This is a genomic window from Acinetobacter tianfuensis (genome assembly GCF_003611465.1).
In the GTDB taxonomy this organism is placed as follows: domain Bacteria; phylum Pseudomonadota; class Gammaproteobacteria; order Pseudomonadales; family Moraxellaceae; genus Acinetobacter; species Acinetobacter tianfuensis.
Window position 1 is genome coordinate 120,995 of record NZ_RAXV01000002.1, and the last position, 15,537, is coordinate 136,531.

Consider the following 15,537-nt stretch of genomic DNA (forward strand, 5'->3'; position numbering starts at 1 on the left):
CAATATTTTATTTGCAACAGATTTTAACTGAAAACCCAAAGTGAATGAATGTGTTAATGCGTTAAATCACATTTATCAATAAAAAACGCGCCGTTTAGGCGCGTTTAATAGATCAATAGTCTTATGCTACTGAGTCTTTCAAGCCTTTGCCAGCTTTGAAGCTTGGTACTTTGCTTGCTTTAATTTCTAAAGTTGCGCCAGTTTGCGGATTACGGCCAGTACGCGCTGCGCGCTCTTTCACATTGAAAGTACCGAAACCCACTAAAGTTACTGTGTCGCCTGATTTAAGCGCATCAGTAATAGAAGCAATTGTAGCATCCAAAGCTTTACCTGCGTCAGCCTTAGATAATCCCCCTTTTTCTGCAATTGCATCAATTAATTCTGATTTATTCATGAAAATTACGTCCTCTTAATATCGTTTATTCAAGGTCCAAAAAATGTGTTTGAATTGCCATAGCGCCTTTATAGCAATGCTTTAGGGGTAAAGGCAATACTCCTGATCCCCTTTTTTTGCAAAATAATTAAGAAAAAAACCTTGATAAATAAATAATCTGTTTTTGCCTATTATTTTTTCGGCAACTGATCCTTCATTTGCTTTTGTTCTTCAGCCAAGGCATCAACTTTTGCATGCAACTGTAATATCAGCTTTTCAAGATGCTGTAAATCTTTTGGTGTAATTAAACCCAAACGGTTCAGTGAATGATTCACACTATTATCCAGCAGCTTTTCAACTTTATCCTTGGTATCGGTCACAGACTCTTTGGCTTTTTCAGAGACCATTTCCACTGTCTGATCGGCAATATCTGTTGTTTTGGATTCCAGCTCCTCACCCACTTTGACTAGCGAGTCAAAAAGCTTATTGCCTTCCTCTTCCGCTCTAGAAAATGCGCCAAGGCCGGCAAGCCAAATTTGCTTGGTATACTTGCGGAAATCCAGCACAGATTTTCTATTTGAGTGCTTGCCGCTCTTCGTTTTTAAAGGTTTTTCATCCAGCAAATCTTCTGCTTGTTCTTCATGTGCATTGATCTTATCCATCTGACGGCACGCTCCTGATTATTCTATGTCTATTTATACGGCAATATGCAAAATGACACCATATTAACAAACTTAAAGCTTGATTGATTTGCTAAACTGTTCTACAAAGCAAGTTAATTCAAGTGTTTTGTTTGCACCTGAAATATTACACAAGCAGGACGCGCCATTTTCAGGTAAGGATTAGGTTTTTCTATGAGTGATTCGCAACAGAGTAAAGATCATCAGCAAAAAGATCAGACTCATCTGCTGCTCACGATGTCTTTAATTATTTTAGAAACTATTTTCTCTTTTATTCTAAAACATGACCGTGTCGTAGCGCTGCAGGCGAAAAAATTTGTAGATCAAAACATCTCAATTAAAATCAACAGCTATATCCCTTACTTCGATTTTTACGTTCAGTTTACAGAGCGCGGCATTTTATTTGATGACAAAGCGCCAGAAAAAGCTGTCGATCTAGATGTGCGCACAACTCTCATGGACTTAATCAAGATCTTTGTTTTCGGCAACCACCGCTGTATTAAAGGCATGCGCATAGACGGCGATTTAGTTCTTAAAGATGAATTTCGTGATTTGCTTTCCTTATTTAGCTTTCCAAAGCTTATGGGTGACTGGAAACAATGGCTGACTCAGCCTGATGACGAACAAAATATCACTGCCTCTAAAAAGCGCATTGCCCCTCTTTTAGAAAAAATTGATCAGCAGCGCTCTAAAATCAACACCCTGCAAGTTGAAGTAAAACAATACAAAAACCGCATTAAACGTATGGAGCGCCGTCAAAAACGCATTAACATCATATTTACCGTGATTACAGTTCTTTTAATCGCATTAGTCGTGTATAATGTTTGGCCTGCATAATTAGCATTTTTTGCTATAACCTATTTCAAATTAAACACTATTAAAAAACTTGACTATTTTAGTCAGGATTCTTAGAATCTATACATCTAGTCTAAACTTGTGTATCGAATCATGCGCTTAACAACTCGCGGTCGCTACGCGGTGACTGCTCTACTTGATCTAGCTTTGCAGCCAACTGAACAAACGATCACTCTTGCAGAAATTGCTGCCCGTCAAACAATTTCTGTGGCCTACCTAGAACAGTTATTCGCGAAATTAAAGCGCCACGGCTTAGTTTCAAGTATTCGCGGTGCGAATGGCGGTTATCACCTAGCCCGCAGCGCTGAAGAAATCACTGTCTTAGCAATTATTGAAGCCGTAAATGAAACCGTTGACGCAACACGCTGTGACCATAAAGGCAACTGTCAAAATGGCGCAATGTGCTTAACTCACGATTTATGGCAAGAACTCTCCCACCACATTGCCGATTATCTTGCAAAAATCACGCTTGCTGACTTAGTAGCCCGTGACAACGTGCAAACCGTTGCCATTCGCCAAAATACTTCAGGTTTTGATTCAGCCCTTCTATCGGTTACAGGTATTTGACATGAAACGTCCTATTTATCTTGATTATGCAGCAACGACTCCTGTAGACCCTCAAGTTGCTGAGCGTATGATGGAATGCTTAACATTTGACGGCACTTTCGGCAATGCAGCATCTCGTTCGCATGCTTACGGCTGGCAAGCAGAAGAAAAAGTTGAGTATGCACGTGAACAAGTTGCAAACCTAATTAAAGCTGATCCGCGTGAAATCGTTTGGACTTCTGGCGCAACTGAATCTGACAACCTTGCACTTAAAGGTGTTGCTCAGTTCTATGCAAACAAAGGCAAACACATCATCACCTCTAAAATTGAACATAAAGCAATTTTAGATACTTGCCGTGAACTTGAAGAAGAAGGCTTTGAGATCACATATCTTGAACCAGAAGAAAAAACAGGTCTTATTACACCTGAAATGGTTCAAGCTGCGCTTCGTCCAGATACAATTCTTGTTTCACTGATGATGGTAAACAACGAAATCGGCACTGTGACTGATGTTGCTGCAATTGGTGAACTGACCCGCGCAAACAAAACTTATTTCCACGTCGATGCCGCTCAAGCAGCAGGTAAAGTTGAAATTGACCTTTCAACAATGAAAATCGACCTAATGAGTTTCTCAGCTCACAAAATTTATGGTCCTAAAGGTATTGGCGCACTATTTGTTCGCCGTTCTCCGCGTGTACGCGTAAAAGCGCAAATGCATGGCGGCGGTCATGAACGCGGCATGCGTTCTGGAACACTTGCCACTCACCAAATCGTAGGTATGGGTGAAGCATTTGAACTTGCAGGCAAAAATCTGACTGCAGAACAAACTCGCCTTCGCGTACTTCGCGACAAACTTTGGAATGGCTTACAAGGTTTAGAACAAGTGTTCTTAAACGGCCACCCAGAACACAACGTTGCCAACTACCTGAACGTCAGCTTCAACTTTGTTGAAGGCGAATCTTTAATGATGTCATTGAAAGACGCTGCTGTATCTTCAGGTTCAGCATGTACTTCTGCAACATTAGAACCTTCATACGTTCTTCGTGCCCTAGGTCTTTCTGATGAATTAGCGCACAGCTCTATCCGCTTCAGCTTTGGTAAATACACAACTGAAGAGGATATTGACCATGTTTTACAAGTGACTATCGCTGCTGTAGAGAAATTGCGTGAGCTTTCTCCACTTTGGGATATGTACAAAGAAGGCATCGACCTTTCTACTGTTGAATGGGCTGAACACTAATTCATCCCCGCGGGATAGCTTTTATTTAAAGGCTATCTCATTGACTACTGTTATTTCACCCCCATATTAAATCTTACAGGCTGACCCCGAGGTTTGGAGAAGCATCATGGCTTATAGCGAAAAAGTAATTGATCATTACGAAAACCCTCGTAATGTTGGCGTCTTAGACAAAAATGCAGAAAATGTTGGTACTGGCATGGTTGGCGCTCCAGCATGCGGTGACGTAATGCGTCTGCAAATTCAAGTTGATGACAACGGCGTAATTGAAGAAGCGCGTTTCAAAACTTATGGCTGCGGTTCAGCAATTGCATCCAGCTCACTTGTTACTGAGTGGCTTAAAGGCAAAACGCTTGATGAAGCTCAAGCGATCAAGAACATTGATATTGCAACCGAGCTTGCACTTCCTCCTGTTAAAGTACACTGCTCTGTACTTGCAGAAGACGCAATCAAAGCTGCTGTAGAAGATTACCGCAGCAAAAAAACAAAAGCTTAATTGTGAAAGTTTTTGCCTAAGATCTAACGGAGTTTTCATGATCCATTTAACTGAAAATGCAGCATCTCATATCAGCAATTACCTTAAAAGTCGCGGTAAGGGTGAAGGCATTCGCGTTGGCGTGAAAACTTCAGGCTGTTCTGGCCTGGCGTATGTACTCGAATTCGTTGACGAAGTTGATACGCATGATCAGGTTTTTGAGCAGTTTGGTGTTAAAGTTTTTACTGACCCAAAAAGCTTGGTTTATCTCGAAGGCTTAGAGATGGACTATGTTAAAAACGGCCTGAACGAAGGTTTCGAATTTAACAACCCAAATAAAAAAGGCGAATGCGGCTGCGGTGAATCCTTCACTGTTTAATTTACGCAGTTCCCTTCTTTGTATATTAAAACAGTGTAAAATCACTGTTTTAATTGCATTTAAAGCATACTATTTTTTTGCAAACCAATCGTGGAACACATCTCCCATGAATCATTTTGAGCTGTTCAACCTGCCTGCAGCACTCGATATCGATTTAGCCGCTTTAAAAGCTCAGTTTCTAAAACTGCAGCAGCAATTCCACCCAGACAAAGCAGACGATAAAGACCAAGCATTGATTAAATCAAGCGAGATTAATCAAGCTTATAAAGCGCTATCGGCTGTTGATAGCCGCGCCGCTTACCTGCTGAGCCTCAAGAAACAAGATTACCACTTAGATCAGTCAATCAGTGATTTTGAATTTTTGCAGGATGCTTTGGAAATTCGTGAGCAGCTTGAAGATGCCCGCAGCTCAGATGAACTAACCTCCCTGCGCACAGAAGTAAAGCAATGGATGGATGGCCTTGTACGTGAATTCAAAATTGACTATGAGGATGAAGATTGGGGTGAAGCCCGCGATACGGTTCGCAAATTACGCTTCTTCCAAAAAGTGATGGCAGACATCGACAAAGCTGAAGATCGCCTCCTAGATGATGACAGCTTTGATTTAGACGATGATTTTTGATTTATTTATATTTGACGTTCAAAGGATGTAACACATGGCTCTCTTGCAAATTGCAGAACCTGGTCAATCAAGTGCACCGCATGAACACCGCATTGCAATTGGTATCGATTTAGGTACTACACATTCTCTAGTCGCCTCTGTACTTTCAGGTAAAGCGAAAGTGCTTCAAGACGAACAAGGCCGAGTGTTACTTCCGTCTATTGTTCACTACACTGAAAACTCAGCTGCATATGGCGACGAAGCCAAAACATTTATCACTGCCGATCCGAAGAACACGATCGTTTCAGTAAAACGCTTTATGGGCCGCTCAAAAGCCGATATTAAATTCCAGCACCCCTACACACTGGCTGGCGCAGACAATCAAATGCCTGCATTTGAAACTGCACAAGGCCGCAAAACGCCTGTAGAGATTTCAGCTGAAATTTTAAAACAGCTAAAAGACCGTGCCGAAGAAAGCTTAAAAAATCCAATCAATGGCGCTGTAATTACCGTTCCAGCATATTTTGATGAAGCGCAGCGCCAAGCGACACGCGATGCAGCGCAGCTTGCAGGCCTGAATGTTTTACGCCTGCTGAATGAGCCAACTGCAGCTGCAGTTGCTTATGGTTTAGATCAAGAAACCAATCTTGCGCACGATCAAAACTATGTCATTTATGACTTAGGTGGCGGTACATTTGACGTATCTATCTTGCGTTTTTCTCAAGGTGTTTTTGAAGTTTTAGCGACTGGCGGCCATACTGCGCTTGGCGGTGATGATTTAGACCGCTTAATTGTAAAATGGGCTAAAAAGCAGCTAAACATTGAAACTCTCAATGATACTGAGTATGCGCACTTCCTTGTCGCAGCACGTAAAGCCAAAGAAGCGTTAACAGATGCAGAATCCGCTGAATTGCAAGTTGCTGAATATCAGCTAACACTAAACCGCCCAGTATTTGAAGAAATTATCAAAATTGCTTTAGATAAAACGATTAGCGTATGTAAGCGCGTATTGCGTGATGCAAAACTAGAGCTTAGCGACATTCAAAATGTTGTGCTTGTTGGCGGCTCTACCCGCTCATATGCAGTACAAAATGCTGTGCGTGAAGTTTTCCAGCAAGAACCGCTTTGCACCATTAATCCAGATGAAGTTGTCGCAATTGGCGCATCAATCACTGCAAACCAGCTGATTGGCAACACCAAGGAAGGCTCATTGCTTTTAGACGTAACACCGCTTTCTCTTGGCCTAGAAACCATGGGCGGTTTGGTAGAGCGTCTAATTTCGCGCAATACAGCAATTCCTGTTGCACGCCGTCAAGAGTTCACCACCTATCAGGATGGCCAAACAGCCATGCTGATTCATGTTGTGCAAGGTGAGCGTGATTTAGTTGAGCATTGCCGAAGCCTAGGCCGCTTTGTCCTGCGCGGCATTCCGCCAATGACCGCAGGTCAAGCGCGTATTGAAGTAACCTTCCAAGTCGATGCTGACGGCCTTCTCACTGTATCTGCAACAGAAACAACTTCTGGCGTCCACGCGCAAATTGACATTAAGCCATCTTATGGCCTCTCTGAATCTGATACAGAACGTCTGCTGCTCGATGGTTTTAAGTTTGCAGCAGAAGATAAAAATCTGCGTCATCTTCAAGAAACCAAAGTAGAAGCGCAGCGTGAACTCGAAGCGCTGACACAAGCTCTAATTACAGACCAGCACCTGTTAAATACTGAGCAGTTAGCCGCATTAACTGCAGCAAAATCTGTACTTGAAACCCAGCTTGAGTCAAACGACATTAAAGCTATTGAACATGCCGTAGAGCAGCTTAAAATACATAGCGACAGCTTTGCTGCCATTCGTATGAATCAGCATATTGACGCTGCGCTAAAAGGCACTAAGCTCGACGACTGGTCAAACTCAAACTAATTTATAGGTCAACACTATGCCACGTATTAAAGTATTGCCTCATGCAACAATTTGCCCAAATGGCGCTGAGTTTGAAGTTGAGCCGAATGCCAATCTTTGCCAAAGCTTATTAAGCAACGGCATTAAAATTGAACACGCCTGCGATATGTCTAAAGCATGCACAACATGTCACGTTGTTGTGCGGAAAGGCTTTGACGGCCTTGAAGAAATGGATGATATCGAAGCTGATTTGCTTGACCGCGCTTGGGGCTTAGAAGCAGACTCCCGCCTGTCATGCCAAGTTAAAATCGAAGATGAAGATTTGGAAATTGAAATTCCAAAATACACCCTGAATCATGCATCAGAAAATCATTAAGATATTCTTAATGCAATAAAAAAAGACCGCATAGCGGTCTTTTTTTATTGGTTTTATTTCACAATATGAATTTCATTAAAATCAGCTATGAGACTCTGCCTCTTTAATTTCTGCAATGACCTCATCTTCAAGATTCAGCTTCACAATACCTTCTGAGTTCGTCATCTTCTGCTGCGTTTGAATGCGCTTAATCATTTTCTCTAATACATGAATCAGCTCAGGATATTCAAAGTTCTGCACTTCATCCAAATTCAACAGCAAATGGAAACCTTTGTATTCGTAGTCAAACCAGCGCTGATAATCCATTTTTTGCGAAGTATACTTTTCCATCACCTGCCAAGTCCGCACAGGCCCCTGAATACCTTTTAAGTAAATTGGCGCTTTAGGCGCACATAAATAATCATTTTTAATCAGCTTATGCGTATCATCTGAAATTAAGATTTCATCCACCTCAGCTGCGCTTTGCAGACGCGCTGCCAAATTTGCATCACGGCCAACTATCGTATAAGCCATACGGTGTGCAGCGCCATAATTACCTACGTGGCAATAACCCGTAGAAATACCCATACGGATATGCAGCGGCGGATAACCCATTTTAATCCAGCGCTCACGCAGCAATTTCATTTGCTGACGCATGACCATTGCCATTTCCAAACAGACTTTAGCATCCTGCTCCACACCTTCACTATGCGGATCGCCAAAGAAAATCAGAATCGCATCACCCATGAATTTATCAACTGTCGCCTCATACTGCTTCGCAATTTCCGTCATATGACTCAAATAATCATTAAGCAAGAAGGCTAAATCGTCTGGAATCAACGTCTCTGAAAGCTCGGTAAAGCCTTGAATATCAGAAAAGAAAATCGTAAGTTTTTTACGCTTATATTCAATTTTAGCTTCAGATTCACCTTTCATAATCGACTGCCACAGCTGTACCGGCGCATAGCGGCTAAGCTGATTGGCAAATTCCATATAACGGTTCATCTGTTCATAATAATGATTCTTTTTGCTGGCCATATATTGCACTTGCGACAGCTGATAAAAACTGCCCACACCAAAGTACGTAATCAAGCATAAAAAACCGACTACAGTAAGCTCACTGCTGGTGTTATCAAAATACTCATGGAAGCCAAAAATGAAAATGGTGCAAATATAAAAGACAGCCGTTGCAAGCAAGGTTGCCAAAGACATCATTAAAAATGAAATTTTGTTATTAATTACCGTATACAGCAGCGCAAATAATGCTAAAAATGTCAGCACTAAATTTAAATGCACAGCTGACAGCATTACCGCAATGATCATGATGTCAAGAATAAACATCACATTGCGCTTCGTTGTATTATTAAAGCTGTAAATCAGCCAATGCGAAAGCTTTGGCGTAATTAAAAGCACAAACAGCAGGAATAAAGGAATATAAACCTGATACTGTGTATCTGGCTGGGTGTAATGATAGACGACAGATACCAAAGACAGCATGATATATCCCATCAAGCGATGAAAATACTCGAACTGCCTTGGCTCTTTATTTATCCAATCGTCTAACAATGCCACTTAGTCACTCCTTATGGACATCAATAGCCACATTATTCCCTAATATGGTCAGTGACTGGATCAATCCATACGCCAATCAAACGGCATATCACCCTGACCGCGAAGGGCCAGCATAAGTGTCTGACGCATATGGGCAAGCACATCATTGCTGTAAGGAACAGCTGGTGTACCCCATACCGGTTTAGGCCAAGCCACATCATTTTGGTAACGGACAACATGATGGAAATGAAGCTGAGGCACCATATTGCCTAAAGCTGCCACGTTCATTTTATCGGCGCGGAAAACACGGGACAGCTGGCTAGACAGCCAGCTGGATTCGCGTAAAAACTGTTCCTGATCTGCTTGGCTTAATTCATATAATTCTGTGATACCCGGAACACGCGGGATCAAAATTAGCCACGGAAATTGCATATCATTCATTAAACGACATGTTGACAGTGGAAAGTCGCCTACATAAAACGTATCTTGAGCAAGTTGTGGATGCAAACTAAACATATCTTTATAAATGATGCAAAAATTAGAATGATGGCTAATACTAACACATCCAAAGGGACGTGAATATTCTGAGCTTTGTGTTTCAGTACAAATAAGTCGGATTTACCTAGAAGCACTTCACACTTTAAACTCTAATAAATTTCTTCAAAAAATCAAGTATTTCTTTGTACAAGCGATAGAATACTCGATTTATTTAAAGAAAGATCTCATAATTTTTTTGTCTTGATCAAAATCAATGCAATTCTTTTAAAAGACTGTCCAGCAAGTCATTTATAAACTGAATCCGCTTCTCATATTCTTCAAGCATTACCATGACTTTTAAGCGCTGTCCGCCATCCATTCTGAAGAATGTCGGATGTTTCTGCATCATTTGAATAATGCTGATTGCCTGTACAGGTGTATCTGGCGCAAACTCTATACTGCCGCCATGAGCGCTGATATCAATTTTGGTTATACCCAGCTGTTCTGCTTTTAAACGGATCTGGTGTACCGCAAACAGCTGTTTTACCGATTGCGGCGGCACACCAAAACGGTCTATCAGCTCCATGCGGATATTGTCCAGCTTTTCACTGGTATCGGTGTTGCTGATGCGTTTATAAAACAGCAGACGCTGATGTACATCCCCCAAATATTCATCTGGGATCAGCGCAGGCATATGCAAGGTAATTTCTGCAGTTAATGACAGCGGTGCGTCAAAGTTAGGTGTTTTACCTTTTTGTATCGCTTTAGTCGCTTTTTCCAGCATTTCCATATACAAACTATAGCCAATCGCTTGCATTGATCCGCTTTGCTGTTCACCCAGCAGCTCACCTGCGCCGCGGATTTCTAAATCCTCAGTTGCCAGCATAAAACCCGCGCCCAGTGTTGCAGCGCGGCTGATCGCATCAAGGCGTTTTTCAGCATCGCCTTTTAAACCTTTTATTGACGGTACCAGCAAATAGGCATATGCCTGATGATGAGAACGCCCGACACGGCCGCGAAGCTGATGCAGCTGCGCCAAGCCGAGCTTATCTGCCCGCTCTATAAGAATAGTATTGGCATTGGGTACATCAATACCTGTTTCAATAATGGTTGAGCAGACCAGTACATTGTATTCTTTGTGATAGAACTGCTGCATCACCTGTTCCAGTTCACGTTCGCGCATTTGGCCATGCGCCACCGCGACACGCGCTTCAGGCACTAAGTGGCGGATATTTTCTGCGGTACGCTCAATCGTATCAACTTCATTATGCAAAAAGTAAACTTGTCCTCCGCGCAGCAATTCACGCAAAATAGCTTCTTTAACCGCAGCATCCGTATGCTCTTGGACAAATGTTTTGACTGCTAAACGGCGGGCTGGCGGTGTCGCAATAATAGATAAATCGCGCATCCCGCTAAATGCCATGTTCAAAGTACGCGGAATTGGGGTTGCTGTAAGTGTCAGCATATCGACATCAGCGCGCATTGCTTTAATACGCTCTTTGTCACGCACGCCAAAACGGTGCTCTTCATCGACAATCATCAGACCTAAATCATTAAATTGCACATTTTCCTGCAGGATTTTATGCGTTCCAATCACAATATCCACTTTACCATCTGCCAAATCATCAATGGTCTTGGCATGTGTTTTCGATGAACCAAAACGCGACAGCACTTCAATGCGTATAGGCCAATCGGCAAAACGGTCTTTAAATGATTCATAGTGCTGCTGCGCAAGCAAGGTGGTCGGCACCAATACGGCCACTTGTTTATTATTTTGCACGGCAACAAATGCTGCCCGCATAGCCACTTCTGTCTTACCAAAACCGACATCACCGCAAACCAAACGATCCATCGGTTTAGCCTGCTGCATATCATAAACCACCGCTTCAATTGCATTGGCCTGATCTAAGGTTTCCTCATATGCAAAACCGCTGGCAAACTGCATATACAGCGCCTGATCGAGTTCAAAACCAAAACCAGGCTTAGACTGACGGCGGGCCTGTATATGCAATAGCTCCGCTGCTACATCATGAATCTGCTCCAGCGCTTTACGCTTAGCTTTGCTCCATGCATCTGTGCCTAATTTATGTAAAGGCGCCAAGTCAGGATCACCGCCGCTATAGCGGCTAATGAGATGTAAATTCGTTACAGGCACATAAACTTTCGCCTCATTGGCATAATCCAGCTGTAAAAACTCATGATCCTGATCATCAATGCTCAGCGTAACCAAGCCTGCATAACGACCTACGCCATGGTCAATATGTACAACTGGCGCACCTAAATTTAATTCAGTTAAGCTGCGAATCAGGAATTCTTCTGAAACTTCCTGCTGGCGTTTACGGCGGCGCTGCACCACACGATGTTCATAAAGCTGATTTTCAGAAATAACGCTAATTTTATCTGTTAACAGCAAACCGCGCTCTAAAGGCGCATTGGTAATTGCAATTGCATGCAGAGAGTCTATAAAAACTTGGAAATTTTCCACATAAGGAATATTGCCCAAACTAGGCCGCAGCGCATCTTTTAACGTTTCACGGCGGCCCGCGCTTTCTGCAACCAGCAAGACAGGATGATTCGCATCATCAATGTATTTTTTAACCTCTGCAAATGGTTTTTCCCGTTTTGGGTCGACTGGCAGCCGAGGCGGAATCGCTGCATTAATATTAATCACGCCTGCTTTTTCATCAAATGGCTCTTGCGAGGCAATAATGCGTCCAAATTTATTCAGCTGCTCAAACACCGCATTGGGCTGTAAGAAAAGCTGTTCTGGAGGCAAAATCGGCTGATCTGCATTATGCCTTCGGTCTTCATAACGGCGGACAACTTCAGCCCAAAACTGCGTCAAACCTTCATCAATGCCTTGATCTGTAATGACAATGCCATTCTCCGGCAAATACGCCATCAGCGTACTTTGCGCCTGCATGTCTGCTGCGCTGAAAAATAACGGAAAATAAAACTCAAGCCCTTGTGAATCAATGCCTTCCATGACATCTTGATAAATTGGGTTTTTCTTTGGATTAGCCGTTGGAAACTGCTCGGCATAACGCTCACGGAAAACTGCCCGGCCTTCTTTTAATGGAAATTCTTTGGCAGGCAATACTGTAAAATACTGCAAAGTTTCTGTTGTACGCTGTGTTTCAGGATCAAAAAATTTCAGCGTATCAATTTCATCATCAAACAAGTCAATACGGACCGGCGATTCTTGTCCCGATGCATAAATATCCATAATGCTGCCGCGTACAGCAAATTCACCATGGTCATACACGGTATCGACCAAGCGATATCCTGCTTGAACTAAACGCTTTTTCTGCTGTTCTAAATCAAACTTCTGCCCTGCACGGATATCAAAATGCTCTCCAAGCACCCATGAAGCTGGCGCAACACGCTGTGCCAGCGCGGCGGCCGTCAAAAGCAGCACACCATTTGCAGGCATATTGGATAATATCGCTAAACGTTCAGAAACGATATCTTGATGCGGTGATAAACGGTCATAAGGCAAAATTTCCCAATCAGGAAAGATGATTGGCTTAATACCATAAAATTCAAGCTCACTTTCCAATTGCCCCAAGTGCAGGCTGTTTCGTGCAACCATGATAAAAAGCTGGCTGTGCTGCTGGCTGATTTCTTTAAACAGCAAACCTGTTGCTGATCCTTGTAAATTGCCAATCCAGCGTTTTTCGCCAGCTTTCAGCTGCTTAATTTTCAGTTGGGAAATTTCTTGTTGGAACATGAATAGCTTTAAAGTCTAGACCACATAGCGCATATTTTAACACGATGTTTTTCCAGCAGGCGTATATTATCGGCGTGTTTTTACAAGCTTTTACTTTATAGGCCTGCACTGCAATTCAGCCGTTTTGCCCAAAGGCCGCTTATTTGCGTGCACGCTTAAAATTACGGTAATAGTCATTCAGCAGTTTGACAATCTGTTTGAAGGCCAATAAATTTTCTTCCGTATTTCCTAAATGCGCCGCGTAACGCTGATTAGCGATTTCCAAATCAATTTTTTCATTGATAATCATGGCTGTATTGTATAAAGCCTGCAAATCATCAAATGACTGTAAACGGCGGTTAGAAAGATATGCTAAGCGCGCAGCCAAAGTTTCATTTAAAACCGCGCCTGCAACAATATAGCCTTTACCTTCTTCAAACTGAATATGGTGTTCTTCTAAGTACAGCTGCTCAGGGTCAGGCTTATTACTTTTAAATAATGCAGATAGCTTGTTTAGCATTGATTTTAACTCTCTAAAGGCTTAGCTTTGATATTCTAAAGACAATTCTGCGCATTCTCTGCAATTTCACCCTTTAAAATGCAGAAAAGCAGCAAATGCTGCTTTTCTGCACAAACAAGCTGCTTAAAAAGAATACTGCCTAAACATCAGGCTATTCATTATTCGGCTTAAGAAACCTGCGCCAAATCCAGCTGGGCTGTCTGCACTTCAGAAACTAAATTAGAGAATGCAAAAATTTGATCCAGCTGCTCTTGAGTCAATAATCCTTGCTCTAAAACAACTTGCTGAATTGTTTTATTTTCCGCAATACACTGCTTGCCAATTTCATCGCATTTTGCATGGCCTAAAATTGGATCAAGTAAAGTCACAATACCGACACTGCGCATCACTGCATCATAACAAGCCTGCTCATTTGCCTGAATACCCTGAATACATTTTTCATCTAAAGTCTGAATGGCCTGGCACAGCAAATCAATAGACTCATTCATAGCAACAGCAATGACTGGCTCCATCACATTAAGCTGCAGCTGTCCTGCTTCAGCAGCCATCGTCACAGTCAAATCATTTCCAATCACTTTAAATGCAATCTGGTTTACCACTTCCGGTATAACGGGATTGATCTTTGCAGGCATAATTGATGAGCCAGCCTGAAGTTCAGGCAATCGAATTTCAGCCAAACCCGTGCGCGGGCCTGAGCTTAGCAAGCGCAAGTCATTACAAATTTTTGACAGCTTGACTGCCAAGCGCTTTAATGTACTGGAAAGTATAATGAATACACCGCAGTCGCTCGTTGCTTCAACATAATCCTCTGCGCCCACCAATGGCAAGCCTGTAATTTCTCTTAAAGCATTTACTGATTCATAAGCATAGCCATAAGGCGTATTGACGCCTGTGCCAATTGCAGTCGCGCCAAGGTTTACTTCTAAAAGCAGCTGACGGGTATTATCAATCAGCTTCAAATCTTCTTTTAGCAGCGTTGCAAAAGCGCGGAACTCTTGTCCCAATGTCATAGGCACAGCATCTTGCAGCTGCGTACGGCCCATCTTAATAACAAAATTAAATTCAGCAGCTTTCAGCTGAATGCTGTCAATAATTTTTCGCATTACAGCAAATAAGTTTTCTAAACTGTAATACACAGCTAAACGTAAAGCCGTTGGATAAACATCATTGGTTGACTGCGACTTATTCACATGATCATTTGGATGAATACGTGCATATGTACCTTTAGCCAAACCCAAATTTTCCAGCGCAATATTTGCAATGACCTCATTGGTATTCATATTGATAGAAGTTCCTGCACCGCCCTGATAAACATCTAAAGGAAATGCATGGCTCCACTGCTCTGGCTGTTTAATTAATTGATCACAGGCTTGCTGAATCGCAGCGCTGATTTCTGCAGATATTTGCTCAAATTTTAAATTGGTTTGCGCTGAGGCTTTTTTGACTTGCGCCAGTGCACGGATAAAAGGTAAATGCTCACCGACTTTTTTTGAGGAAATCTGGAAGTTTTCCAAAGCCCGCAAAGTATGAATACCATAGTAGCTCTGGGCAGGAACCTCTTTTGCTCCTAGCAAATCACGCTCTATCCTTGTTTTTTCCAGCTGAACCGTAGACACAACAATATTCTCTCTTTAAATGCACTAAAAGTGTGCACACCCATGCTATATCAGCGTGGGATTTAAGCTACAGTTCTTTCACTAAATAATGAAATAAATTATTACAAGCGTATAATTTATGTAAAAAATGTAATTTTGTGTAAAAATTAACTTTACCCTTCAACTCTAACAGCACCACCTTTATTCATTAAATATTTTTTAGCATCCCAGACTGCATTTTTGAATATTAATGCTGAATTACAAATTTTACGCTTAAGCATAAAATGCAT

General features: G+C 42.2%; 15 protein-coding genes. 8 read left to right on the forward strand and 7 right to left on the reverse strand.

All coding sequences use genetic code 11. The features are described from left to right. Positions 1–121: 121 nt before the first annotated feature. Positions 122–394 (reverse strand): HU family DNA-binding protein, encoded by a 273-nt coding sequence (locus tag D7V32_RS02010; protein WP_120401255.1) that lies wholly within the window; start codon positions 392–394, stop codon positions 122–124. Between the two features lie 170 nt (positions 395–564). After that, positions 565–1,035 carry a phasin family protein gene (locus D7V32_RS02015; RefSeq protein ID WP_120401256.1) on the reverse strand — a complete coding sequence of 157 codons (471 nt, stop codon included), beginning with the start codon at positions 1,033–1,035 and terminating at the stop codon, positions 565–567. A 192-nt stretch (positions 1,036–1,227) separates the two neighbouring features. Here D7V32_RS02015 and D7V32_RS02020 point away from each other — a divergent pair, with 192 nt between their 5' ends. The 8 genes from D7V32_RS02020 (at position 1,228) to fdx (ending at position 7,416) form a co-directional block, all read left to right on the forward strand. Further along, positions 1,228–1,890 (forward strand): hypothetical protein, encoded by a 663-nt coding sequence (locus D7V32_RS02020; protein ID WP_120401257.1) that lies wholly within the window; start codon positions 1,228–1,230, stop codon positions 1,888–1,890. Between the two features lie 111 nt (positions 1,891–2,001). Then, a complete protein-coding gene (locus D7V32_RS02025; RefSeq protein WP_120401258.1) occupies positions 2,002–2,475 on the forward strand; it encodes an Rrf2 family transcriptional regulator in 474 nt (157 codons plus the stop codon). A gap of 1 nt (position 2,476) precedes the next feature. Continuing rightward, a complete protein-coding gene (locus D7V32_RS02030) occupies positions 2,477–3,694 on the forward strand; it encodes an IscS subfamily cysteine desulfurase (protein ID WP_120401259.1) in 1,218 nt (405 codons plus the stop codon). A gap of 106 nt (positions 3,695–3,800) precedes the next feature. After that, entirely contained in the window at positions 3,801–4,187 is a 387-nt protein-coding gene (gene iscU / locus D7V32_RS02035) for a Fe-S cluster assembly scaffold IscU (protein WP_005010233.1), read from the forward strand. A gap of 37 nt (positions 4,188–4,224) precedes the next feature. Further along, on the forward strand, positions 4,225–4,545 hold the full coding sequence (gene iscA, locus D7V32_RS02040) for an iron-sulfur cluster assembly protein IscA (RefSeq protein WP_120401260.1): 321 nt from the start codon (positions 4,225–4,227) through the stop codon (positions 4,543–4,545). A 106-nt stretch (positions 4,546–4,651) separates the two neighbouring features. Next, on the forward strand, positions 4,652–5,167 hold the full coding sequence (gene hscB, locus D7V32_RS02045) for a Fe-S protein assembly co-chaperone HscB (protein ID WP_120401261.1): 516 nt from the start codon (positions 4,652–4,654) through the stop codon (positions 5,165–5,167). Positions 5,168–5,201: 34 nt separating this feature from the next. Continuing rightward, a complete protein-coding gene (gene hscA, locus D7V32_RS02050) occupies positions 5,202–7,061 on the forward strand; it encodes a Fe-S protein assembly chaperone HscA (RefSeq protein ID WP_120401262.1) in 1,860 nt (619 codons plus the stop codon). Positions 7,062–7,077: 16 nt separating this feature from the next. Next, positions 7,078–7,416, forward strand: a complete 339-nt coding sequence (fdx, locus tag D7V32_RS02055; protein ID WP_120401263.1) for an ISC system 2Fe-2S type ferredoxin — start codon at positions 7,078–7,080, stop codon at positions 7,414–7,416. 81 nt (positions 7,417–7,497) lie between these two features. Here the strand turns inward: fdx and D7V32_RS02060 are convergent, their stop codons facing one another. The 5 genes from D7V32_RS02060 to aspA form a co-directional block, all read right to left on the reverse strand. Next, complete coding sequence (locus D7V32_RS02060) at positions 7,498–8,904, reverse strand: adenylate/guanylate cyclase domain-containing protein (protein WP_120401264.1); 1,407 nt, start codon at positions 8,902–8,904, stop codon at positions 7,498–7,500. Between the two features lie 123 nt (positions 8,905–9,027). After that, positions 9,028–9,462 (reverse strand): HIT domain-containing protein, encoded by a 435-nt coding sequence (locus tag D7V32_RS02065; protein WP_120401265.1) that lies wholly within the window; start codon positions 9,460–9,462, stop codon positions 9,028–9,030. 232 nt (positions 9,463–9,694) lie between these two features. Beyond that, complete coding sequence (gene mfd, locus D7V32_RS02070) at positions 9,695–13,153, reverse strand: transcription-repair coupling factor (RefSeq protein ID WP_120401266.1); 3,459 nt, start codon at positions 13,151–13,153, stop codon at positions 9,695–9,697. 139 nt (positions 13,154–13,292) lie between these two features. Further along, complete coding sequence (locus D7V32_RS02075) at positions 13,293–13,652, reverse strand: hypothetical protein (protein ID WP_120401267.1); 360 nt, start codon at positions 13,650–13,652, stop codon at positions 13,293–13,295. 167 nt (positions 13,653–13,819) lie between these two features. Continuing rightward, the gene (aspA, locus tag D7V32_RS02080) at positions 13,820–15,268 is read right to left on the reverse strand and encodes an aspartate ammonia-lyase (protein WP_120401268.1); all 1,449 of its coding nucleotides are present in this window, start codon (positions 15,266–15,268) and stop codon (positions 13,820–13,822) included. Between the last annotated feature and the right edge of the window lie 269 nt (positions 15,269–15,537).